The sequence below is a fragment of the Demequina pelophila genome (assembly GCF_000971175.1).
Taxonomy (GTDB): domain Bacteria; phylum Actinomycetota; class Actinomycetes; order Actinomycetales; family Demequinaceae; genus Demequina; species Demequina pelophila.
This window is the reverse complement of sequence record NZ_BBLY01000008.1, coordinates 41112-64595: the sequence shown is the minus strand read 5'-3', so window position 1 is coordinate 64595 and position 23484 is coordinate 41112. Positions and strand designations below refer to the sequence as shown.

Below are 23484 nucleotides of genomic sequence, written 5' to 3'. Positions count from 1 at the left end.
CGCAGGACCGCGCCGCGGATCATCCGTCGTACGTGCCGGACTCAGCACGCATGACGGATCGAACGCCGATCGATCCGACGCGCCGCCGGGTGGGAGGCGCCGGGTGGGAGCCGCCGGGTGGGCGTGGCGAAGGTGAGGCTGCGGCGGTGGCTGCGGCGGTGGAGACTGCGGAGTCCGGCCCGGCGGGAGGCCTCAGGCGCCCAGCACGGTCCCGTCGGGGATGACCTCGGGCTTGCCGGTGTCCTCGAGCACCACGTCGCCCACGCACACCACGTCCTTGCCGAACGTCCAGTCGCCCTTCACGGTGAGCGACGTGGCCTGACGCAGGGACGGGGCGCCGTGCGGGAAGTGAGCGTCGAACGACGCCATCTTCTTGTAGAAGCGCGAGTCGAGGTCCACCAGCGGCGCCGCGTCGACGGCGAGGCGCAGCGCCCCGTCCTCGTCCAAGCGGTACGCGTCCGAGCGCAGCAGCAGCAGGTCGTTCGTCGTCTTGACCGGGAGGAAGCGGTCGCGGCCCACCACGATCGAGGTCGCACCCTCGAACACCTCGATCGCGGCGCCCATGGCGGTCTCGATCTGGAAGACCTCGGGCGAGTCGGAGTCGGTCGGGTCGACGTTCTTGACGTTGCGGATCAGCGGCAGGCCCAGCACCGCGCCGCGCTCGGTCAGCGCCGCGTAGAGGCGCTCGAGGTCGAACCACAGGTTGTTCGTGTGGAAGAACGGGTGGTGGTGCTCGTCCGTGAAGTAGTGCATCTCCTCGGGCGCGGTCTGCGCGGTGTCGCGCAGGATCAGCTGGCCGTCGGCCTTGCGGATGGCCAGGTGGCCGCCCTTGCGGTCGGCGGCGGTGCGGACGCACAGCTCGGCGGCGTACGGGGCGCCCGAGGCGGCGAACCAGCCCGCGATCTGCGCCGACGGGACCGAGCCCAGGTTGTCGGAGTTGCCCGTGGCCGCGTACCGGTAGCCCGCGTCGAGCAGCGCCTTGAGGATGCCCGAGCCGAGCAGCGCCGTGTAGATGTCGCCGTGTCCCGGCGGGCACCACTCGAGCGACGGGTCCTGGGGCCACTCGACGGGCATGAGGCCGTCGACCAGCAGCTTGGGCTCGGCGTTCTGCAGGAAGTCGAGCGGCAGCCCGTCGACCGCGATGTCCGGGTGCGCCTCGAGCGCGGCGAGAGTGTCGTCCTGCGTGCGGAAGCTGTTCATGAGGATGAGCGGCAGCGGCGCGCCGGTGGCCTCGCGCGCCTGGCGCACCTGACCCGCGATGAGGTCGAGGAAGCTCTTGCCGTCGCGCACGGGCAGCAGCGACTTCGCCTTATCCATGCCCATCGACGTGCCCAGCCCGCCGTTGAGCCGGATGATCGCCGTCTTGGCGAACGCCTCGCGCGCCGCCTCCTCGTCGATCTCCATCTGGTCCAGCGCGGGCGGATCGAGCAGCGGCTCGATGGTCTCCTCGCGGATCAGGCCGGTCGCGCCGGCCTCCAGCTCTCCGAAGTAGTGAGAGAAGACGTCGATCGCGGTCTGGTCGACCCCGGCCGCCGCCATCTTCGCCTGCGCTGCAATGAGTCCCGGTGCGGTCATGGGGCCAGCCTAGGCGAGGCCGACGGGTGGTCGTCCTGGCCCCAAGGTGAACGATGCGCGAACTCGCCCGGGCGACCACCGCATCGTCCCCCCGCCGCCGGGACGGCCCGACCGCCTGTCCACAGATTTTGTCCACAGGTGTGTGTAAACAGGCGCCGTTGGGCGCGCCCGTCCGTGGACAACGGTGTGAGGATCCGGTGGACAGAAACCGGTGCCGCCGGACCATTGCGCCGCCGTCACACGGGGAGTATCAAGGGACGAGCGTGAAGGGCGAGATCCGCACCGAGACCCCGACGAGGCCTCGGCGCGGCGGGCCTGAACGCGGGTGCGCCCGCGTGACAGGGACGTCGACGCGGGGACTCGCACGGAGCGGACGATTCCGAGGACAACGGCGGGCCGTCTGGGGCAGGCATGCCCGGAGGTGGGTGACGGCACCGGCACCGGCGGGCCCGAGGAGTCGTCCCAGGGGACGTCGCCGCGGGTGCCACCTGTGGACTCTGGGACATCACGGGAGGGCCCTCGGCGCGGAGTCGAGGGCCCTCGCCGTGTGCGTGGGAGACTGGCGTCCGCGACACGCACCAGAGGAGGAGCGGATGAACCAGGCGGCCACCACCGTGCCCCAGCACGTTCCGGAGCACGCGCGGGCGCGCGGGGGGAACGCGGTGGGCATCGCGTCGTTCGTCTTCGGCGCCCTGGGCGCGGGCCTGGTCGCGATCGTCCTGGGAGTCTGGGGTCTGGCCCGCTACCGCAGCGGCCGCGCGTCCCGGCGCAGCTGGCCGCTCGCCGGCCTGATCCTGGGCGTGATCTCCACGGCGGCGCTCGGCGTGCTCGCCTACCTCTACGCGACCTCCGACGCGGACCAGGTCGCGGCCGACGCGCACGCCCAGGTGGACGTCATCACCGTGGGCAACGTGCTCGTCGAGCTGAGCGCGGCCGGCCCCGACCTGCCCCAGGTCGAGCTCACCGTCGCGGACGATGCGTACGGCGTGGGCGGGACCTCTGTGGAGGCCGCGCTGGCGGGAGACCGCACGCTCGCGCTCGACGGCGTCGACGCGTATGACTGGTGCCTCACCCTCACCTACGAGGGCGGCGCGCAGGACGCGGTCGCGTTCCACTCGGCGACGGGGCTCGTCGAATCGGGGGAGTGCCCGGCCGGCTGACGCTGCCCGGCCTGCGCCCGGCCGGGTGCCCGGCCGGCTGACGCGGCCGATCCGGCGGCCGGGGCGTTCCCGACGGGGTACCGTCGCGCTATGACTTCCCGCTCCGGACAGCAGACCACCATCACGCACGGCGACCAGGTCGCCACCGTCGCCACGATCGGCGCGGCGCTGCGCGAGTTCACCGTCGACGGCACGGATGTGGTCGTGCCCTTCGGCGCCGACGAGATCGCTCCCGCGTTCCATGGCATGGTGCTCGCGCCGTGGCCCAACCGCCTGCGCGACGGCCAGTACGAGTTCGGCGGCCGCGCGCTCCAGGTCGCGGTGACCGAGCCCGACCGCGGCACCTCGCTCCACGGCCTCGTCTGCTGGCAGGAGTGGACCGTCGCGGAGGCGACCGATGCATCGGTCACCCTCACGCTCGACCTCCCCGCCAGCCCGGGCTACCCCTTCCAGCTCGCGCTCGCGACCACGTATGCGCTGTCCGAGGACGGCCTCACCATCACCACCGAGGCCCGCAACGCCGGCAGCGAGCCGCTGCCCTACGGCGTGGGCTTCCACCCGTGGTTTGCGCCCGGCGGCGCCCTCGACGACTGCACGCTCCAGCTCGACGCCTCCACCCGTGTGGCCGTCGACGAGCGCCTGCTCCCGGCCGAGGAGCTCCCGGTCGACGGGGACTACGACCTCCGCGAGGCGCGCAGCCTGAAGGGCGTGGCCCTGGACGATGCATGGGTGGACCCGATCCTCGACGCCGACGGCCGGTCCTGGGCGCGCCTGGGGCGCCCCGACGGCTCGACCGTCGAGATCTGGGCCGACTCGGAGGCGACCGCGTGGCAGGTGTGCACCGGCGACCACGTCCCCGGCGTGCGCCGTGCCGGCGTCGCGATCGAGCCCATGTCCTGCATCGCGGACGCCTTCCGCACCGGCGAGCGGCTCATCACCATCAAGCCGGGCTCGACCCACGCGCTCGTCTGGGGCATCCGGGTGCGCTGAGTGGTTCGGGTGCGCCGAGTCGTTCGGGTTGGGCGGAGCCCCGCGGCGCGGCCGGGCCAAGGCCTCCCAGTGGTAGCTGCGCGCACGCTTCGCGCCCCAAGCGTGCGCGCGGCTACCACCAGCACGGGGACGGCGAGCGGGGCAGCATCGCGCGGGGCGATCCGGCGGGCTCCCCGACCGCGGCTGCGCCTCGTGCATGCGAAAGGCCCCTCCGAGGAGGGGCCTTCATCGCGAGCGGGTGACGGGAATCGAACCCGCGCTATCAGCTTGGGAAGCTGAAGTTCTACCATTGAACTACACCCGCGTACCGAGCCGGAGAGCAGTCGCCGCCAGCGAGGTGGAACCCATTGTAGGGGGTCGGGGCGTGCTTGCGGACCCGGCCCGCGCCGCGCGTGGCCACAATGGGTATGTGCCGATGCCCCGCCTCCGCCCCGTGCCCGCAGCCGGCACGGTCGCGGCGCGCACGGTCGCGGCGCGTCCCGCGCCCGCAACCGGCGCAGGCGCGGCGCGTCCCGCGGCCGCGCTTGCGGCCGGAGCCCTCGCGACGCTCGCCGCCGCCGGACTCGCGGCCTGCGCCGCGCCCGACTACCCGATCCTCGCCGAGAACGCCGCGCTCGCGCAGCCCGCGTCGCTCGCGAGCGGGCGTTGGGTCGAGGTGACCGTGGAGTCCGCCGTCGACCGCGAGCTGCGCGTCGAGGGCGGGGCGCTCACCAGCCCGTACTTCGCGCCGGTCGCCGCGGTGCGGCTCGACCAGGCGGTGGCGCCGGGCGGCCGGGCGCGCCTGTGGCTGCCGCTCGGCGCGGCCGTCTGCCCCGCCGGCGGGGGCGCCGCCTCCGTGCAGCTCACGCTCGAGGACGCCGACCAGGAACTCCTCCAGACGGTGACGGTGGACGATGCCCCGCTCGCCCAGCTCCACGCCGAGGCCTGCGGGGCACGCGCCGTCACCGAGGTCGCCGCGCCGGCCTTCGGGGGCTCCATCGACGAGGGCGACGGCTTCGTCGCCACCACCGTGACCCTCACGCGCGTCTCGGGCACCGAGCCCGTCGACCTCGTGGGGCTCGTCGCCGCGGACCCGCTCGTGGCCGCGGCCTCCGACCTCCCCGCGCGCCTCGAGCCCGCCGACCACGCGATCGAGCGGACCGTCACCCTCCGCCCCGCCGACTGCGAATCGACCCGCATCGCTCAGGCTTCGGGGCTGACCCTGACCCTCACCCTGCAGGTCGAGGGCGGCGAGGCCCGCGAGGTGATCCTGCGTCCCACGGATGCGCTCGCGGACGCGGTCGGCCGCATGCTGGACGCCTGCACGACGGCCTGACCCCCGCATCGTCCCTGGTCCCGCGCGCGGGCCGGGCGTCCCGGGGGATGATCCGCCGCAAAAGGTACGTTGGGGCTGAAGACGGGCCGGCGCCGCACGGCGCCCGTCCCCGGAGAGGCCGGGGTTGGCGCGTCGAGGAGGGAAACATCATGGCCATCGGCTCCGGCATCTTCCTGATCGTCATCGGCGCGATCGCGTCCTTCGCCATCAACGATTCGATCGAGGCGTTCGACCTGGGTCTCATCGGGTTCATCTGCATGGGCGCGGGCGTGCTCGCGATCATCGTGTCGCTCATCGCCAACGCGCAGCGCTCCAACACCTCGCACCGGGTCATCAACGAGCAGCCCGCGCAGGGCCAGCAGCCGCAGGGCGGCCAGGCGCAGGGTCAGGGCGGCTCCCAGGGCGGGCAGTCGCAGGGCAACGCCGGCCAGGGCGGCCAGCCCTCGGCCTGACCTACGACCGCGGCGGGCGAGGGATGCACCCCGCCCGCCGCGCGCATCGTCCCTCGCGGACGTAGCCTGACGCTGTCCGCGCCGGACGATGCGCGGCTCGCCCTGGGAGGGGACATGGCCTCGGTCGCGACATACCTCAACTTCGACGGCGACTGCCTCGAGGCGTTCGAGTTCTATCGGTCGGTGTTCGGCGGGGAGTTCCTCGGGGAGCCGATGCGGATGAAGGAGATGCCGCCGTCGCCCGACATGCCGCCGCTCGCCGAGGGCGAGGGGGAGCGGATCATGCACATGGCGCTCGGACTCCCGGGCGGCCATCAACTCATGGGCTCGGACATCATGCCGTCGATGGGGCAGGTGCTCACCGTCGGCAACCAGTACTACGTCACCCTGTTGCTCGACAGCGAGGACGAACTGAAGGACCTGTTCGACGCCCTCTCCGCGGGTGGTGAGGTGTCCATGCCGCCGCAGCCCATGTTCTGGGGCGACCTCTACGCGGACTTCACCGACCGGTTCGGCATCCAGTGGATGATGATCGCCCCGCTCGAGGAGGAGCTGGGGCACGCATAGCGCCCCCGGTCGCAGGGGACGATGCGCCGGCCGGCTTCCGGCACCAACTCGCCCGCCATCGCCATAGCGAGTCGACTCGCTATGGCTGGGTGCGGCGGTCCGCGACCTGCTGGGCGAGCACCTCGTCCGCGGCGAGATCGCGCTCCTCGCGCTCCTCCTCCTCGGGCGTGGGGTAGCGCACCCGCACGAAGGGGCGCGAGAGCTGATACTCGACCGTGAGGTCGGAGTTCCGCAGCACCCAGGCCGCGGCCGCGACGGAGATTGCGATCGCGCTGATCGCCCCCACCCCGATGGACCAGCGCGGCCCCCAGTGCTCGCCGATCCAGCCGACGACGGGCGACCCGAACGGCGTCGTGCCCAGGAACACCATCATGTACAGCGCCATCACGCGGCCGCGCATGAGCGGCGTTGTGGACATCTGCACCGCGGCGTTGGCGGAGGTGATCATGGTGAGCGCCGTGAATCCCACCGGGATGCAGCTGAGCACGTAGAGCGGATACGTGGGGGCGATCGACATGACCGCCGCTGCGACGCCGAAGGCGAAGGCCGAGCCGACCACCAGGCGCATGCGCGCCTCGCGTCTTCGGGCGGCCATGAGCGACCCCGCCAGCGAGCCGATCGCCGTGACCGAGCCGAGGACGCCGTACTCGCCGGCGCCGCGACCGAACTCGGTCGCCGCCATCATCGCGCTCGTCAACTGGAAGTTGAGCCCCATCGCGGCGACGACTCCCACCACGATGGTGATGATCATGAGGTCCGGGCGGTGGCGCATGTAGCGGATGCCCTCGCGCACCTGGCCGCGTCGCCGCGAGGCGCGGTCCTGGGGGTGGAGCTCCCGCGTGCGCATGAGGAGCAGCGCAACGATGGTGGCGCCGTAGGTGAGCGCGTTGATGAGGAATACCCACCCGGTGCCGACGGCGGCGATGAGCAGGCCCGCTGTGCCGGGGCCGATGAGGCGCGCGGCGTTGAAGGACGTCGAGTTGAGCGCGACGGCGTTCTGCAGGTCCTCCTTGGCCACCAGGTCGGAGACGAAGGTCTGGCGCGCCGGCCCGTCGATCGCCGCGACCACGCCGAGCGCGAAGGCGAAGACGTACACGTGCCACAGTTCGATGTGTCCCAGCAGGGTGAGCGCCGCGAGCGCGAGGCCCAGGACGCCCTGGCCGATCTGCGTCAGGAGCAGCAGCTTGCGGTGATCGAAGCGGTCCGCGAGCAGGCCGGCCCAGGCGCTCAGCAGCAGGAACGGCAGGAACTGCAGCGACGTGGTGATGCCGACGGCGACGCCCGACTCGGGGGTGAGGACGGTGAGGACCAGCCAGTCCTGCGCGACGCGCTGCATCCAGGTGCCGATGTTCGACACCAGGGCTCCGGCGAACCAGAGGCGGAAGTTGAAGATGCGCAGCGAGGCGAAGGTCCGGCTCATAGGCCCCCGTAACGGTTCGTGGTTCGTCAAGTATTCCCAGGATACGCGGGTCGGCGCGCCGCGGCATCCGGTGCATTATTTGCCGTCATGCAAGAAATGGGCCCACGGTCCCGCCTTCGGCGTGTCGGATGCCGGGATAGTACGACCCATGAGCAATGTCGCTTACTCTTCGCCCGTCACCGTCACCGTCACTCGCGCCGCCCAGGCCGCCTCCGCATCGTCCACCTCGGGGGACGACCTCGCCACGCTTGCCGTGCGCGACGACCCCGCGATTCGCGCGACGGTCGCCTCCAACGCCTTCTGCCCCGCCTCGGTCCTGGCCGAGCTCGCGCGGGACGAGGAGGCCGCCGTGCGCAGCGCCGCGGCCCGCCACCCCCACCTGCCGCCCAGCTCCATGCTGGCGATGGCGCGGCGCGGCGACGCCGAGGAGTGCGAGCTGCTCGCAGGCAACCCGTCGGCGCCGTCCGGGGTGATCCGGTACCTCGCCAAGCACGCCGACCCCGTGGTGCGCGCCGCCGTCGCTCGCAACCCGTTCGTCGACATGGGGAACCTCGAGAAGATGCTCGAGGATGCGGACCCCTTCGTCCGGGCCACCGCGTCCGGAGCCCTCGCGCGCCTCACCGCAGCCGCGCGTCGCTAGCCTGGGGCGCATGCCCTCCCTTCTGATCCTCGGCGGCACCGCCTGGCTGGGTCGCGACATCGCGCGACAGGCGATCGAGCGCGGCTGGGCGGTGACCTGCCTGGCCCGCGGGGCGTCCGGCGCGGTCGCGCCCGGCGCCGAGCTGGTGGTCGCGGACCGCGATCGACCGGGCGCCTACGACGCCGTGGCCGGGCGCGAGTGGGACGCCGCGATCGAGGTGAGCTGGCAGCCGCGCCACGTGCGCGAGGCCGCCGAGGCGTTGCGTGGGCGTGTCGCGCACTGGACCTATGTCTCGTCGGTCGCGGCGTACGAGCCCGCCCGCACGCTCATCGCCGAGGACGCGCCCCTGCGAGCGCCCGCCGCGCGCGACGAGGTGGTGGACGGCGCCCGCTACGACGCGGCGAAGGTCCGCTGCGAACTGGACACCCGCGCATCGTTCCCGGAGGCGCTGCTAGTCCGGGCGGGTGTCATCGCCGGCCCGGGCGACCCCACCGACCGCTTCGCGCAGTGGCCGCGCCGCGCGGCGCTCGCCGGAGACGGGCCGCTGCTGGCTCCCGCCGAGCCCGCGTTCCCGCTCCAGGTCATCGACGTGCGCGACCTCGCGGCGTGGATGCTCGACGCGATCGCGTCGGGCGTGACCGGGCCGGTCAACGCGGCGGGGGAGCAGGTGGCCATGCGCGACGCGGTGGCGCTCGCGCGCCGGGTCGCGGGCGGGTCCGGTCCGGTGGTCGAGGCGCCGGCCGCGTGGCTGCTCGAGCGCGGGGTGCGCCCCTGGAAGGGGCCCGACTCGCTGGGCCTGTGGGTGCCCGACGACGGGGGCGGCGCGCGGTGCGGATTCCACTCGCCGGCGCGCTACCTCGCCACGGGCGGGCGGCTGCGCCCGCTCGAAGGGACGATGCGCGACGTCCTCGAGGAGGAGCGCTCGCTGGGGCTGGGCCGGCCTGGGACGGCGGGGCTCACGCGGACCCGTGAACTGGGGCTGATCGCCGAGCTGGGGTAGGGGGCCTCGCCCCGCCGGGCCGCGCTTGCGGCGCGCGGGCCCCCGGCTCGCCGGGCCGCTCGCGCAGCGGCGCCCCTGGTTCGCGCCGTCTTGGGCCTCCCGGCGACAGAATGTGCGGCCGATCCGACAGTTTTTGCATCGAGTGTGGTTTCGAGGCGCGGCGCTGGTTCGCTTCCCGGCGAGGGCCTCCGGGCCCCTGTCCCATCAGCGCCGTGGGAACGACCTCATGGCGCTCGGTATCGAAGGAGCTGCCACTTGTCCAGCACTGCCGCCACGGCATCCGTCATCACCCCGCGCCTGCGACGCGCCGGGGGCCTTGCCGCCACCGCCCTCGCGCTCGGCACGCTCGCCGCGTGCGCGAGCGCCGAGGAGCCCGCGTCCGCCCCGGCCACGGAGTCGCCCGCCGCCGTCGAGTCGGCGACGCCCGAGGCCGACGCGCAGGCCACCGAGGCCCCCGCCGCCGCGGGCGACGCGACCCCGGTCGTGACCCGCACCGACGAGTCGCCCACCGGCTACGCGGTGACCTTCAAGTACGAGGCGCCGGAGGGTGCGACCGAGGTCTACCTCGTCGGAGACCCCTACTTCACCCAGCCCGAGAACCTGGGCGACATGGACGCGATGTTCGCGCACGACGCCCGCATCGGTGACGAGTGGACCGCCGGCGACATCTCGCACCCGCTGTTCATGAACGCCCCCGCCCCCCTCGAGTTCAACGACGCGAGCGGCCTGTGGGAGATCACCACGGCGATGCCCGCGGGCGCCTTCAACTACGGCTTCGTCGTGGGCGCGTGCGAGATGGTCATGATGTGCGAGACCTCGTACGACCCCACCAACCCGCCCGTCTTCGCCGATGTCGACGTCGCGACCCCGCAGACGCTCAGCCAGATCTTCGTCCCGGCCCACGAGGACTTCCCGACCTACGACGCGGACTACCAGGGCCACGAGGTCACGGGCGTGATCTCGCACCTGCTGTACACGGCGGACGGCGTGCTCGACGCCGATGGCTCGCTCGACGAGGGTGACCGTCAGATCGGCGTCTACCTGCCCCCGGGCTACGACGCCGAGCGCGCCGAGCCGTACCAGCTGCTGGTGCTGTCGCACGGCATGTACGACAACGAGACCTCGTGGTTCTCGCAGGGCCGGGCCGCGAACACGGTCGAGGCCGCGATCGCGACCGGCGCGATCGACGACACCATCGTGGTGACGACCAACTTCTACAACATCGGCGGCGACGCGCCCTCGGGCGACGACTACGGCGTCGAACTGCGCGAGAACCTGCTTCCCCTGATCGACGAGACGTTCAACGTCTCGCCGGAGCGTGAGGACCGCGCGTTCGGTGGCCTGTCGATGGGTGGCCTGCTCGCCACCGAGCTGGTGCACAACAACGCCGACCTGTTCGGCTACTACGGCATCTGGTCCGGCGGCGCGACCGAGGTGACCGAGCCCACGGAGGACGAGCTCGCGAACCTCCGGTCCGCGATCGGCATCCACGTCGGCACCGGCGTCCAGGACTACCTCGCCGGCATCGGCGAGGCCTCGATCGCGCGCGCCGAGATGTACCGCGGACTCGGTCTGCCGGTCGTGGAGTTCAACATGGACGGCGGCCACACGTTCCAGGTGTGGCGCGAGATGCTGCACGACTACCTCGAGACCGTCGCCTTCAAGCCCGCCTCCGCGGCGTAAGGCATCTCGACCGAACGGCGCGCGGGGCGCTCCACCCTCACGGGGTGGGCGCTCCGCGCGCCGTTCGTCGTTCCGGTGGAGCGGGCGGCGGGGGACGATGCGCGGAAGCGCCTGGCGGAGAGGTGCCCCGGCCCCGGGGCCGCCTCAGTTCCCGATTTCGTGGAGTCGCGCCCGCACCAGTCTCTCGACAAGGGCTCGCGGCAGCGGAGCGTCCACCGCGAACTTGAGGGCGCCCTTCGACCACGAGTAGCCCTCGAGTGCGGCCGGGTCCATGTCGCGCAGCACGGAGCCGGAGTGCGGCAGGTAGCTGAGGTGGCGCGCCGCAGCCGAGAACCCCGCGACCAGCTTGCCCCCGACCCGGAAGGCGGGCACGGAGTAGGACATGCCCTGCTCGGCGTCCGGCAGGAGGTCGGCGAGGTCGGCGCGCAGCGCTGCGAGCGTCCCGCGCCGCGGTTCGTCGAGGGTGGCCAGGTACGCGTCGATCTCGGCGGTGGTCATGGCTGCCACCGTACGCCGCGCGGTGGTGCCGCTGCTGGTGCGTTCGTCGGGGTCGAGTTGGTCGAGTGCGGCGAGGCGGAGCCCTGCCCTGACGTTGGCCACCGCCACGCCGGTGGGTCACGTCGACGTGGCGGCGATGGCGGACCTGGTCGCCAGGCTCATGCGGGCGAACCTCGAGGAGCCCGTGCGCACGTTCGCCGGTGACCGGTGACCGGTGACCGGTGACCGGTCACCGGGGGCCACGACATTCGTGTGAGGACGGAACCACCGGCCGTGCCGACGCTGCGGCACGAGAATCGTGGCGAGCAGGCTCGAGGGCGCGACGAGCGTGGCCGGCCCCCGCACAGACAAGGACCGCGCCGTCTGGCGGTGTCCTACCTGCCAGCCGACGCGGTCCCGGTTCTCGTTATTGTGTGGTGCGCCCTCAGGCGTCGACGTAGGTGAGCCTCCGCCTCATGCCCTCGGCGTACTGCCCGGCCTCGAGGCCGGCGACGAGGTGCCACACGCCAGGGGCGACCTGCACGACGCCGGCGAGGCCGGCCCTCTGCAGCGCCTCGGCGTCGACGAGCGACGCGTCCTTGACCTCGACCCGCACGCGGGTCTCGGCCATGGGCTCGACGGACGAGACGTTGGCCTCGCCGCCCAGGGCCGCGACCCACTGCTTCGCCTGGTTGGACTCGACGTCACCGACGACGATCACGCGGGGCTCCGCAGCGGCGGTGCCCTCCTCCTCGGCGCCGCGCTTGGCGGCGGCCTTCTGCTCGGGGGTGCGGTAGTCCGTGATGATGACGGCGAACATCGCCGTGAAGAACGCCGCGGCGATCGCGATCGCGTACAGGCCCATGTTCGAGAACGCCGGGATGGTCAGCAGCGAGGTGAACACGAACGCGTTCGTGGTGACCGGCGTCGTGAGCATCCCGCCGATGCCGATCGTGAGGCCGCCCACGAGACAGCCGGCCAGCAGGCGCGGGTAGATGCGCTTGAAGCGCAGATGGATACCGTAGAGGGAAGGCTCCGAGATGCCACCCAGCAGGCCGGCCGCCAGTGCGCCGGTCGCCGTCTGCCGCATCGCGACGTCCTTGTCCCGCCAGGCGAGGTAGAGCACACCGGCCGTGGCGCCGAAGCAGGCGAAGTTCCACGCACCCATGGGGCCCTGGATGAAGTCGTAGCCCAGGGTCTGGATGTTGAGCAGCATGACGGCGTTGAGCGGCCAGTGCAGGCCCAGCGGAACCATGAAGGGGTACGCCAGCGGGATGATGATCGCGAAGATCAGGGGGCTGAAGCTGTTGATGGCACCCAGGCCACCGGCGACCCAGGCGCCGAGGTAGACGCCGATGGGGCCGATGAGGAACGCGGTCAGCGGCAGCATGATCAGCATGGCCAGGAACGGCACGAAGATGAGCTGCAGGTTGTCGGGGATGATCTTCTTCAGCAGCTTGTACAGCGGCCCGAGGAGGCCTGCCATCAGCAGCGGCGGGAACACCTGCGAGCTGTAGCTGAAGATCGTCAGCGGGACGCCGAAGACGTTGACGAGGGTCACGTCGCTGCCCCCGATGGTGGCCGTATAGGCGGCGTCGGAGGCGCCCAACTCGCTGAAGCCCGGGAGCATCACCAGCGCCATGACGGCGAAGCCGACCCAGGGGTCGGCTCCGACCTTCTTGGACGCGTTGTAGGCCACCATCAGCGGCAGGAACACGAACACCGACTGCCACAGCAGGTTGACGAACTGCCAGCTGACGGGCAGGTCGGTGCGGGGATCGGCCCAGTTGCCGATGATGCCGAGGGTCGACATCAGGGACATGAAGGTGATGAACAGCGAGGCGCCGAGCAGCGCACCCAGGATGGGGCGGAACGAGTCGGACAGGAACTCGAAGAAGTTGTCCACCCAGGAGAACTTGCCGCGGACGCCGCCTGCGCGGGCCGCGGCCTTGATCTCGGCGTCGGTGGGCTGCTTCTTGCCCTGCATCTCGGGCAGCGCGTTGATGTCGTTGAAGGCGTTCTGGACGGCGCCGCCCATGATCACCTGGTAGCGCTCCCCCGACTGGGGGACGGCGCCCATGACACCCTTGATGGACTCGACCTGCGGCGTGTCGATGCCGGAGGCGTCGACGAGCTGGAACCTCAGTCGGGTGGCGCAGTGGGTGAGGCTGACGATGTTGTCGGCCCCGCCGACCGCCTTCACAATCTCTTGTGCGGTACTCATATCAGTCTTTCTCAATCCTCGGTGACCGGCACAAGGTCACGCACTTCTTCGGGGGTGGAGCAGGTGACAGCCTTGGCGGCGATCTCCTTGCAGGTGTCGAGCCCGTAGCTGCGCACGGCGGCCTTCACGGACGGGATGGCGGGGATGGAGCAGCTGAGCTCGTCCACGCCGAGGCCGATGAGCACCGGCACTGCCTGCGGGTCGGACGCGACGCCGCCGCAGACCCCCAGCCACTTGCCGTGGCGGTGCAGCGCGGTGGCGGCATCGCCGATCAGCTTCAGGACGGCCGGGTTGCAGGGGTCGACCTGCGACGCGAGCTTGGGGTGACCCCGGTCCATGGCGAGCGTGTAGCTGGTCAGGTCGTTGGTGCCGACCGAGAAGAAGTCGCAGCCGTCCTCGGCCGCGAACTGCTCGGCCATGACGGCGACCGACGGGACCTCCATCATGATGCCGACGCTGACCTTGGCGGACACCTGGACGGTGGCGGCGACCTCGTCGAAGATGGCCTTGGCGGCCCGCCACTCGGCGATCGTCGCGATCATCGGGAACATGATGTGCAGCTCGGCACCGGCGTCGGCGCTGGCCAGGATGGCGCGCAGCTGCGTGCGGAGCAACTCGGGCCTCTCGAGGCCGACGCGGACGCCGCGGATGCCCAGGAACGGGTTCTCCTCGGCCGGGATCGGCAGGTAGGCCAGGGGCTTGTCGCCGCCGACGTCGAGCGTTCGGATGACCAGCGGATCGCCGGGGCGCAGCGCCTTGGAGCAGTCGGTGTAGATGGCGGCCTGCTCGGCCTCGGTCGGCGCGGTGGAGCGGCCGAGGAACACGAACTCGGAGCGGAGGAGGCCCACGCCCTCGCCGCCCATGGTCACGGATTCCTGGGCGTCCTCGACGCCGCCGATGTTGGCGACGACCTTGACGTGATGACCGTCGGTCGTGACCGCGGGCTCGTCCTTGGCGGCGAGCTCGCGGGCCTTGCGCTCGGCCATCTTGCGCTGGCGCTCGAGGATGCCGGTGATCTCGGCGTCGCTGAGGTTCAGCTGCAGGCTGCCCTTCGAGCCGTCGAGGACGACCTTGCTGCCGTCGGCCACGTCAAGCGCGCGCGCCTCGATGCCGGCGACGGCTGGGATATCGAGCGAGCGGGCGATGATCGCGACGTGCGACGAGGCGCCGCCGCCGGTGGTGGCGAAGCCGACGACCTTGCTGCGGTCGAGCTGCGCCGTGTCGGAGGGCGTGAGGTCCTCGGCGATGAGGATGGCACCGTCGGGCAGTTCGGCCTTCTCGCTGTGCTGGCCGGTGAGCTCCTCCAGCACCCGCTGACCGACGTCGCGGACGTCAGCGGCGCGGCCCGCGAGGACCTCGTTGCTGAGGCCGGCGAGCTGGTCGGCGAAGGAGTTGTACGCACCGCGCCACGCGAACGGGGCGCTCTTGCCCTTGTCGATCGCGCTGGCCGCGATGTCGAGGAGCTCCGGGTCCTGCAGGATCTCCCGATGGGCGGCGAAGATCGCGGCCTTGTCAGGGGCCGAGTCGCGCTCGAGCTTCTGCTCCAGTGCCGACAGGTCGAGCGAGGCCCGATCGATGGCCGCGTTGAGCTTGCGCCGCTCCTGGTGGTGATCCTCGCCGAACTCGGCGACGGTGATGTCGTTGTGTCGGATCTGGACGACGGTGCCGACCCCGAGGCCCGGGGAGGCGGCGACGCCGAGCAGGACGTTCGGGTCACCCGACTTGGGCGCGACGACCTCCTCGGGGATTGCCGTGGGCTCCTCGGGGCTGGCGGCCCCCGCCGTGGCGTCATCGGTGCTGGGCTCGGGGATCGCCTCGCCGAGGCCCTCCTCGATGGCGGCGGTGATGGCTTCGACGGCCTCGGCCGCATCGGCGCCGTGCGCGGTGACGGTGACCTTGTCGCCGCGGGCGACGGACATTCCCATGATCGAGACGATCGACTTGGCGTTGGCGGTGTCCTCGCCGCGGCGCAGCCGCACGTCTGAGGTGTACTTCTTGGCGAGGTTCACCAGAGTCGCGGTGGGGCGGGCGTGCAGGCCCGTGGGATTCGGGATCACCAGGGCGTGGGACGTGGCGGTGGTGGAGGGACCCGTCTCGGCGCCCTCGGCCTCGGCGGCCTTCAGCTCGACGGTGGCGGCCATGGTGGCGCCTGCCTCGACCATGCCCGTGACGGGCACGACGGTCTCGACCAGCTCCATGTTGGCGACGACAACCTGAGTGAGCAGGCTCTTGGCGGCGCGGCCGACGCTGTCGAGGTCGAACTCGATCAGCGCATCGCCCGGCGCGACGGTGGCACCCTCGGCAACTTTCGGCGTGAACCCGGCGCCCCCGAGGCCGACGGTGTCGAGGCCGATGTGCATGAGGATCTCGACGCCTTCGGCAGTGCGCAGCGTGACCGCGTGATGCGAGGGCTGGAGGTCGATGACCTCACCCGCCACGGGCGCCACGAGCAGTCCGACGAGGGGGTCGATGGAGAATCCGTCGCCGACCATCTTGCGTGCGAAGACCGGGTCCGGCACTTGGTCAAGGGGGACCATGACGCCGGTGAGCGGCGCCACGACCTCCACGCGGGTGAGTTCCGACGGCTGGGTCATAAGCTGCCATCTCCTGTCTGGGGTGGCGGGCGTGACGGCCCGCCAAGCGTTGCGTTGGATGCTACGGCGCAAAGGGCGCACTCGGCCCTTTAGTAGCGGAGACTATTAACTTACCCTTTTCGGGCAAAGGATCCGCCCCAAGATCGGTTGATCGGGTGACCTGCCTCGCAGCGGTTGACGCCGGGAGCCCACGAGTGGTCTATCGAAGCTCCCTGCGGGCTGCGCGCGCTGCGAACGCGTCCATGGCGTCGAGCACGTCGCGTGCCTGCCAGACCTGATTGCGGCGGTCGGCGCTGCCCTGGTGGAGCGCGCCTGCGGTGACGAGGGTTGCGATGGCATTGAACGCGCCCTGGCGTGAGGAGCCGAGGAACTGTTCGACGTAGGCGGACGTCACGACGGGTTGCGCGAAGAGATGGTCGGCGAGTCGCCATGCACCGGAATCGCGTCGGGCGCGGATGACTTGTTGCCACTCCTCGTGGATGGCGGCGGTGTCGGCGGCGAGCTGACGGCCGTTCGCGACCGCGCGCCGGGCCGCGCCGGCGAAGGTCGCGACGATGGGGTCGATGTCGCCTTCGCGAAAGGAGGTGAGTGCGCGGACATAGCCGCCCGTATCGCCGAGGAGCCCCGAGGAGACAGGCACGGTCGTGTGCCGGGCGAAGCCCGTCGCGTGGAGGATCGAGTGGACGATGGCGCGTCCGGTGCGCCCGTTGCCGTCGGAGAACGGGTGGATGGTCTCGAACTGCGCGTGCGCGAGCGCGGCCTGCACCAGGCCGTTCATGTCGCGTCTCGCGGCGAACGCGACCAGGTCCCCGATAGAGCCCTCGATGCGCTCCCAGCGTGGGGGGATGAAGTCCGCGCCGTGCGGGCTGAGGTCGGGCCGGCCGATCCACACGGGGCCCGATCTGAAGCGTCCTGCGATCTCGGGATCGCCGCGTCGGAGCAGGGTCGCGTGGATGGCGAGGATCTGGTCGCGGTTGAGCGGGCCCGCCATGTCGATGGCGCGACGCATCGCTGCCGCGTTGTCCGCGACCGCCGCGGCGTTTTCGCCCGCCCGCAGGCCGAGCGCGGCGGTCGCGAGGTTTCGTGCATTGGCGGTGAGGTGTTCGATCTGGGAGCTCGACGCGGACTCGGTGCGCAAGAGCACCGCAGGCATGGGCACTGGCAGGTGCGCCACATCGCGGTCGAACGCGGAGATCTCCGCCGCGGCGGACGCCACGTCGTCGGCGCGCGCCGCCGTGAGATGCCGGTAGGGGTCGAGGTCGGCGATCGTCGGCGCGATCGCGGCCCGGTACGGACGCGCCTCAAGCCGGACCACGTCCGTGATCGCGACGCGGCCCTCCAGCTCGGGGGGAAGCGTCCACGGGACGTCCTCGTAGCCGACAGCGGGCCACCCGCCAGGCGATCCGGCATCTCCGCTCATCCTGGAGCACCTCGATATCTTGTTCAAGACTATGGGTCGATCCTTGAATAAGGGTGGTGTGGTGTCAAGGGTCGCGGATAGATCTGGAGCATGGATCTCGGGGCGTAGGGGAGGTGACCGACACCCTCGCACTCACCGCCTAGCGAAGGAAACCGCTACGCCACCCCACACAGATGCCCGCTCACACCCTGCCGAAGGCGACGATGTCCTCGGCGAACTCATCGGCCGTCTCGGCCGAGACGGTGGCCCGGGTCGCCGCGATCGCGTCGAGGTAGTGCGCCGTCGTGGGCCCGGACCCGCCGCCGCCGGCGACGGCCTGCTCGAGCGCCGCCTGGCTGGCCCGCCGGGCCGCGAACTCGATGTCCGCCGGGGTGAACCCCGCGGAGGCGTCGACGAGCGCGGAGACGTCCACCGCATCGGCCGCAGGCGGAATGAACCGCCGCCAGATGGCCGAACGGGCCTCCTGGTCCGGCAGGCCGATGGGGATGACGTAGTCGAAGCGGCCGTGGCGCAGGAAGGCGCTGTCGAGCGAGCGGATGAAGTTGGTCGCGCACACGAGCAGGCGGTCCGGACGGTCCCGGAACGCCGGGATCAACTTGAGCAGCTCGTTGGTCACGCCCTGGAGCGGCGAGGGCGGGTCGCCGCGGCGGTGCGAGGCGATCTCCTCGACCTCGTCGATGAGCACCACCGCGTGCTCGAGGTCCGCGATCCGGTGGAACGTGTCGCGCAGCGCCCCCGCGAGCCCGCCCGGGTCCGCGGCCAGCCGCGAGGGGAACACCTCGACGAACGACCACTCCAGCCGCGAGGCGATCGCCTTCGCGAAGGTGGTCTTGCCCGTGCCCGGCGGGCCGAACATCACCACGGCGCGCGGCGGGCGCACCCCGTACTGCTCCGCGAGCGAGGGCTCCGCGAGGGGCAGCACCAGGCGCTTCTCGATGAGGTCCTTCTCGTGCCGCATGCCCGCCACCGCGTCCCAGCCGCCGCGCGGCAGGATCCGCCCGCCCAGCTCCTCGAGCAGCGCCATCTCCTCGCGCTGCACCGGCAGGTGGCGCTCCAGGTAGCGCAGAGCCTTCTTCTCCGCGAAGCCCGCGTCGCGGAACGCATCGAGCCGGGTCTGCTCCGCGGGCACGAGCGCGGACAGCAGGGTCGCGCCGGCCTCCGCGACGCGCGACTCGAGGCCGGCGAGCAGTCCCGGGCCGATGCCCTGGCCGTGCCAGCCGTCGTCGACCGCGTGGAACACCACCCAGGCCTGATTGTGGGCGCGGCGCCCGACCGCGGCGCCCACCACATCGTCCCCCACCGTGGCCACCACGGCGATGTCCTCCGTGGCCGAGGTGAGCACCTCGGCGAGCGCGTACACGGGCTCGACGCCCGCCGCGCGCGAGCGCTCCCACAGGCGCACGACGCCCTCGAGGTCCTCCGCGTGTGCGTCCCGGATGCGCCAGCCGCCCATGGTTCCTCCTGGTACGTCCTCGTACGGCGCACGAGGGTGGTGCGCGTGCTTGCACCGTAGCGGAGCGCCCCGGCCGCGGCCAGGGGGCCGTGCCCTACCGTGGGCGTGGCGCGCACCGCGTGTCGTGAGAGTGGAGGTTCGCATGCCCGTCCCGTTCCGCAGGGTCCTCGCCGGACTCGCCGTGGCCGCGCTCGCGGGGTGCGCCGGCACGTCCACCACGGCGCCGGACGGCGCCTCGCCGACGCCCGGAACCGGGGCATCGGCCCTGCCCAGCGCATCGTCCGTGGCCTCTCCCACCCCAGGGGACGATGCGATGGCCGGCCGCAGCGGCGACGTCCCCGAGGGGCCGGCTCCCGACGGGCTCGAGGCGCTGGTGCCCGGCAACAACGTGGACGCGGACCGCATCAACCTCATTCTGGCGGGCGACGGCTTCCCCTCCGACGAGGAGTTTCGGGCCATCGCCGAGCAGTACGTGGGCTGGGACGGCACGGCGCAGCCCATCGACCTCGACGGGCGCGTGGCCGCGGATCCGGGCGACGCGGTGATGGCGGAGGTCGGGCTGTTCGGCATCGACCCGTACAGGTCGAGCAGGGACCTGTTCAACGTGTGGATCGCCTACGACGCGCCCATCCCCGAGGGGCTGCCGAGCTTCAACAACGCCACTGCGGAGCAGGAGCCGTTCGACCTGCCGCATCAGTCGATCGTGCTCCTGCGCGCGGGCGACCTGGGCGACCTCACGACGTCGGTGTCCGGGATCGACAACGCCTGGGTGGGCGTCGAGGAGCCGGCGGATGCCGGCGAGGACCCGTTCGCGAACTCGTTCGTGTCGCTCGACCTGAGCTATCCCGTGGCGGACCAGCGGCTCATCGCGCACGAGCTGGGCCACGCGCTGTTCGGCCTGCTCGACGAGTACATCGGCGAGGACGGCATCCCCGGCAACGAGGGCCGTCCCTCGCTGTGGCCCGTGTGCGCCCAGGACCGGGAGACCGCCGAGGCGTGGTGGGGCGACCTGGTGGGCGAGGTCGACCCCGCGATCGAGACCTATCTGGACGCGATGGCGGAGGCGGGCTTTCCGGTCAGCGAGGACATGGCGGCGGAGATGCGCGAGCAGGTCACGGTGGGATACGTCGACAACGGGTGCTACGGCGACGAGGGGACGTACCGGCCCACGCAGGAGTCGCTGATGAACCACAACTTCCCCGCGCTGGGTGCGGTCAACCGGCGCCACGCGGAGAACGTCCTCGCGCTGTTCAGCGGCGGGCTCGACTGAGTCAGGCCCGTAGGCTGTCTGGGTACCCGCACCCGAAGGAGCGACCATGACCAACCCCACGATCACCCGCGACGCCAAGGGCGCGCCCTCCGTCGACTTCGCCGGCGCCGTCAAGCCCGAGGGCCTCGTCGTCGAGGTCCTCACCGCCGGCGAGGGCCCCGCCGTGGTCGAGGGTCAGCAGATCACCGTGCACTACAGCGGCTGGCTGTGGGACGGCGCCAAGTTCGACTCGTCCTGGGACCGTGGCGAGACCATCGCGTTCCCCATCGCGTACGGCGCGCTCATCGACGGCTGGGTCGACGGCATCGTGGGCCAGCCCGTGGGCTCGCAGCTCCTGCTCGTCGTGCCGCCGGAGTCCGGCTACGGCTTCCGCCCCATGGGTCCCATCCCGGCCGGCTCGACGCTGGTCTTCGCGATCGACGTCATCGACGCCCAGTAGCGCGCTCCGGGTCGCGGGCCGCGCGCCCGCGACCCGGAACTGCGTCCGCGGATGCCTCGACCGCTGCGACGCCTGACGGCTAGCGAACGCCGAGGTAGGCGAGCACCGCGAGGACGCGGCGGTGGTCGTCGGGCGCCTGCAGCAGCCGCAGCTTCGCGAAGATCGCGGTCACGTGCTTCTCGACGGCGCCCGCGGACAGTACCAGGGCCTCCTGGATGCCCGCGTTCGAGCGGCCCTCCGCCATGAGCGTGAGCACCTCCCGCTCGCGCGGGGTGAGGTCCTCGAGCGGGTCGCGCCGGCGCGACACGAGCGCCGCGGCCAGCTCCGGGTCGAGCATGGTGCCGCCCGCGGCCACCGACTCGATGGCCCGCTCGAAGGCGGTCAGGTCCGTGACCCGGTCCTTGAGCAGGTAGCCCACGCCGCCCGCGCCGTCGGCGAGGAGCTCCTGCGCGTAGGCGGCCTCGGTGTGCTGGCTGAGCAGCAGGCACGGCAGACCGGGGATCTCGCCGCGCAGCTCGAGGCAGGCCTGAAGTCCGTCGTCCTGATGGCGCGGGGGCATGCGGATGTCGGAGATCACCAGGTCCGGCCGGTCCTGGGTGCGCACCCAGTGGAGCAGCTCCGTCGCGCTGCCCACGGCGGCGACCACCTCGTGGCCCATGTCCGTGACCAGGCGGACCAGCCCCTCGCGCAGCAGCGCCGAGTCGTCGGCCAGGACGATGCGCATCGGTTCTCCTTCGGGCCCAGGGATTCGTTCACGGGGGACGGGGCGAGCCTATCCCGGGGTGCCGGAGCCGAACGCGCCGCGGCGGGGCCGTCGAGACCATCGGGTCTCGACGGCCCCGCCGCGGGCAGGGGGCGTCGCTCAGGCGAGCGGAAGCCGGGCGACGAGGACGGTGCCGCCGGCCGGTGCATCGTCCACCGTGAGGGTGCCGCCGGCGCCCTCGACGCGCTCGGCGAGGCCGGCCAGGCCGTGGCCCTTGGCGATGCTCGCGCCGCCGCGGCCGTCGTCGGCGACGCTCGCGATCAGCTCCTGGCCCTCGGCGAGGACCCGCACCGCGGCGGCGCTCGCGCCGGCGTGCTTCGCGACGTTGGCGAGGCCCTCCGAGACGACGAAGTACGCGGCGGTCTCCGCGGCGGCGCCCAGGCCGGCGGGCGCCTCGACCTCGACGCTCACGGGGACGGTGCTGCGGTCCGCGAGCGACTCGATGGCCGCGGCGAGGCCGCGCTCGGCGAGCAGGGGCGGGGCGAAGCCGCGGGTGAGGGCGCGGAGCTCGGCGAGGATCTCCGCCGACTGCGCGCGGATGCCGCGCAGGGCCTCGCGGGCCGCCTCCGGGTCCTCCTCGACCTTGCGCTCGGCGAGCTGGGCGTCCATCTGCAGGCGGATGAGCTGCTGCTGCGGGCCGTCGTGGAGGTCGCGCTCGATGCGGCGCAGTGCATCGGCCTCCGCGGTGGCGGCGGCGCCGCGCTGCGTCTCGAGGCGGCTCACCCGGTCCCGCAGGCGGCTCTCCTCGTCCGTGCCCAGCAGGCCGCGGCCGATCGCGCGGTGCATGATCGCCAGCCCGCGCACGATCCAGGGGAGGGTGAGCAGCGCGAGCGTGCCCAGCGTGAGCTGGCCCCCGAGCGATTCGAGCCAGTTCAGGAAGGCGTTGTCCGTGCCCGAGCCGGTGTCGATCCAGCCGTCCCACGCCCAGCCGGTGAGGCCGGTTCCGGCGATCCCCAGCCACACGGCGGTGATGGTCCACGACGCGACGGCGACCGGGAAGGTGACGAGGCTGTGGAGCAGGTCCTTCCACATCTGGAGGTCCGTGAAGGCGTGAAAGGCCTTCGCCCAGGTAGAAGCGTTCGGGTCGAGGGGCTTGTAGTCGCCGATGATCGCGCCCTTGCCCAGCCAGCCCAGGCGGACGCGCTCGAGGACGGCGAAGCCGCGCGCCATCCACAGGGTCGCGATGCCCAGCGGGACGCCGACCCAGACGATGACAAGGCTGATGCTCGTCGCGACCGCCGTGGTGGAGGCGGCGAAGGTGGCCACCGCGATGGGCAGCAAGGGGATGAGGTAGCCGAGGTCGCGGGCCGTCTGTGCCAGGAGGCGGACGATCCAGGGGCGCTCGGCGGCGGGTGCTGTGTTCATGTCTCCATTCCACCGGCGGGCGACGCCTGGGGCGGCGGGGCGGGCGTCCGTCCGGGGGTAGGGGAAACCCCCGTGTCTCTGTTGCCGCCGCCGCCGTGCGGTCACTGCTCCACACGTTTTCTGCGCTGGTCCACACGGGCCCCGGCGTGTCGACGGCGTGTCGCCAGGATATAAGCGAATTCGCGGCGGAATCGGGCCGGCGTGTGTGGAGAGGTGACGGCGGGGGCGGCGCGGGGGTCGCGCGGGGGTGGCGCGGGGTCTTGCGCGGCACCCTCGCCGGGCGTATGTTCAACCATGTGGTTGTAGATACCGACCTCAGCGACGACCAGGTGGACCGCATCTTCCGCGCCCTGGCCGATTCGACGCGTCGCGACATCGTCGCCCGCACCCTCGTCGAGGCGTCCTCCGTGAGCGACCTCGCCCGTGAGTACGCCATGTCCTTCGCCGCCGTGAGCAAGCACGTCGCCGTCCTCGAGGACGCCGGCCTGGTGATCAAGGAGGTCAAGGGCCGCCAGCGCATCGTGCACGGCGACCCGGACCGGATCCGTCGCGCCCACGGCCTCCTCGAGCGCTACGAGCAACTGTGGCGCTCGCGCATCGACCGGCTCGACGCCGTCCTGGCGCAGCCGGACGCCTGATTCCGGGCGCCGCGCACCGCGCCCGTCCCCGAAAGGTCC

General features: G+C 72.1%; 20 protein-coding genes and 1 tRNA gene. 11 read left to right on the top strand and 10 right to left on the bottom strand.

The window, feature by feature from the left end; translation table 11 throughout:
* Window positions 1-192: 192 nt before the first annotated feature.
* Complete coding sequence (locus AOM03_RS11525; RefSeq protein ID WP_062381510.1) at window positions 193-1575, bottom strand: UTP--glucose-1-phosphate uridylyltransferase; 1383 nt, start codon at window positions 1573-1575, stop codon at window positions 193-195.
* Window positions 1576-2168: 593 nt separating this feature from the next.
* Between AOM03_RS11525 and AOM03_RS11520 the strand changes: the two genes are divergently transcribed.
* Entirely contained in the window at window positions 2169-2735 is a 567-nt protein-coding gene (locus AOM03_RS11520; RefSeq protein WP_062381508.1) for a hypothetical protein, read from the top strand.
* A gap of 90 nt (window positions 2736-2825) precedes the next feature.
* Complete coding sequence (locus AOM03_RS11515) at window positions 2826-3725, top strand: aldose 1-epimerase family protein (RefSeq protein WP_062381506.1); 900 nt, start codon at window positions 2826-2828, stop codon at window positions 3723-3725.
* A gap of 233 nt (window positions 3726-3958) precedes the next feature.
* On the opposite strand, the gene AOM03_RS11510 is transcribed toward AOM03_RS11515, so the two are convergent.
* Window positions 3959-4029, bottom strand: a tRNA-Gly gene (locus AOM03_RS11510).
* 105 nt (window positions 4030-4134) lie between these two features.
* Between AOM03_RS11510 and AOM03_RS11505 the strand changes: the two genes are divergently transcribed.
* The 3 genes from AOM03_RS11505 (at window position 4135) to AOM03_RS11495 (ending at window position 6059) form a co-directional block, all read left to right on the top strand.
* A complete protein-coding gene (locus AOM03_RS11505) occupies window positions 4135-5040 on the top strand; it encodes a hypothetical protein (RefSeq protein ID WP_062381504.1) in 906 nt (301 codons plus the stop codon).
* A gap of 149 nt (window positions 5041-5189) precedes the next feature.
* Window positions 5190-5492, top strand: coding sequence for a DUF6458 family protein (locus AOM03_RS13065; protein ID WP_227589980.1), 303 nt, complete (start codon window positions 5190-5192; stop codon window positions 5490-5492).
* A 114-nt stretch (window positions 5493-5606) separates the two neighbouring features.
* On the top strand, window positions 5607-6059 hold the full coding sequence (locus AOM03_RS11495; protein WP_062381502.1) for a VOC family protein: 453 nt from the start codon (window positions 5607-5609) through the stop codon (window positions 6057-6059).
* 79 nt (window positions 6060-6138) lie between these two features.
* On the opposite strand, the gene AOM03_RS11490 is transcribed toward AOM03_RS11495, so the two are convergent.
* On the bottom strand, window positions 6139-7479 hold the full coding sequence (locus AOM03_RS11490; protein WP_062381500.1) for an MFS transporter: 1341 nt from the start codon (window positions 7477-7479) through the stop codon (window positions 6139-6141).
* 148 nt (window positions 7480-7627) lie between these two features.
* On the opposite strand from AOM03_RS11490, the gene AOM03_RS11485 reads away from it, so the two are divergent.
* The 3 genes from AOM03_RS11485 (at window position 7628) to AOM03_RS11475 (ending at window position 10802) form a co-directional block, all read left to right on the top strand.
* Window positions 7628-8119, top strand: coding sequence for a hypothetical protein (locus AOM03_RS11485; protein ID WP_062381498.1), 492 nt, complete (start codon window positions 7628-7630; stop codon window positions 8117-8119).
* Window positions 8120-8129: 10 nt separating this feature from the next.
* Window positions 8130-9119 (top strand): Rossmann-fold NAD(P)-binding domain-containing protein, encoded by a 990-nt coding sequence (locus tag AOM03_RS11480; protein WP_082092378.1) that lies wholly within the window; start codon window positions 8130-8132, stop codon window positions 9117-9119.
* A 255-nt stretch (window positions 9120-9374) separates the two neighbouring features.
* Window positions 9375-10802, top strand: a complete 1428-nt coding sequence (locus AOM03_RS11475) for an alpha/beta hydrolase-fold protein (RefSeq protein WP_062381496.1) — start codon at window positions 9375-9377, stop codon at window positions 10800-10802.
* 144 nt (window positions 10803-10946) lie between these two features.
* Here the strand turns inward: AOM03_RS11475 and AOM03_RS11470 are convergent, their stop codons facing one another.
* The 5 genes from AOM03_RS11470 to AOM03_RS11445 all read right to left on the bottom strand — a co-directional run bounded on the left by AOM03_RS11470 (window position 10947) and on the right by AOM03_RS11445 (window position 18970).
* A complete protein-coding gene (locus AOM03_RS11470) occupies window positions 10947-11300 on the bottom strand; it encodes an iron chaperone (RefSeq protein WP_062381494.1) in 354 nt (117 codons plus the stop codon).
* A gap of 424 nt (window positions 11301-11724) precedes the next feature.
* Window positions 11725-13503, bottom strand: a complete 1779-nt coding sequence (locus tag AOM03_RS11460; protein WP_062381490.1) for a PTS transporter subunit EIIB — start codon at window positions 13501-13503, stop codon at window positions 11725-11727.
* A gap of 11 nt (window positions 13504-13514) precedes the next feature.
* Entirely contained in the window at window positions 13515-16097 is a 2583-nt protein-coding gene (gene ptsP, locus AOM03_RS11455; RefSeq protein ID WP_062381489.1) for a phosphoenolpyruvate--protein phosphotransferase, read from the bottom strand.
* Window positions 16098-16296: 199 nt separating this feature from the next.
* Entirely contained in the window at window positions 16297-17517 is a 1221-nt protein-coding gene (locus AOM03_RS13115; RefSeq protein WP_062381488.1) for a Fic family protein, read from the bottom strand.
* Between the two features lie 181 nt (window positions 17518-17698).
* Complete coding sequence (locus AOM03_RS11445) at window positions 17699-18970, bottom strand: ATP-binding protein (RefSeq protein WP_062381487.1); 1272 nt, start codon at window positions 18968-18970, stop codon at window positions 17699-17701.
* Between the two features lie 142 nt (window positions 18971-19112).
* On the opposite strand from AOM03_RS11445, the gene AOM03_RS11440 reads away from it, so the two are divergent.
* Both AOM03_RS11440 and AOM03_RS11435 read left to right on the top strand, forming a co-directional pair.
* The gene (locus AOM03_RS11440; RefSeq protein ID WP_062381486.1) at window positions 19113-20240 is read left to right on the top strand and encodes a M64 family metallopeptidase; all 1128 of its coding nucleotides are present in this window, start codon (window positions 19113-19115) and stop codon (window positions 20238-20240) included.
* Between the two features lie 46 nt (window positions 20241-20286).
* Complete coding sequence (locus AOM03_RS11435; protein WP_062381484.1) at window positions 20287-20679, top strand: FKBP-type peptidyl-prolyl cis-trans isomerase; 393 nt, start codon at window positions 20287-20289, stop codon at window positions 20677-20679.
* 79 nt (window positions 20680-20758) lie between these two features.
* Here AOM03_RS11435 and AOM03_RS11430 read toward each other — a convergent pair whose 3' ends face one another.
* On the bottom strand, window positions 20759-21403 hold the full coding sequence (locus tag AOM03_RS11430; RefSeq protein WP_062381483.1) for a response regulator transcription factor: 645 nt from the start codon (window positions 21401-21403) through the stop codon (window positions 20759-20761).
* A 138-nt stretch (window positions 21404-21541) separates the two neighbouring features.
* Entirely contained in the window at window positions 21542-22807 is a 1266-nt protein-coding gene (locus AOM03_RS11425; protein WP_062381481.1) for a sensor histidine kinase, read from the bottom strand.
* Window positions 22808-23091: 284 nt separating this feature from the next.
* Here AOM03_RS11425 and AOM03_RS11420 point away from each other — a divergent pair, with 284 nt between their 5' ends.
* The gene (locus tag AOM03_RS11420; RefSeq protein WP_174441943.1) at window positions 23092-23445 is read left to right on the top strand and encodes an ArsR/SmtB family transcription factor; all 354 of its coding nucleotides are present in this window, start codon (window positions 23092-23094) and stop codon (window positions 23443-23445) included.
* Window positions 23446-23484: the final 39 nt, after the last annotated feature.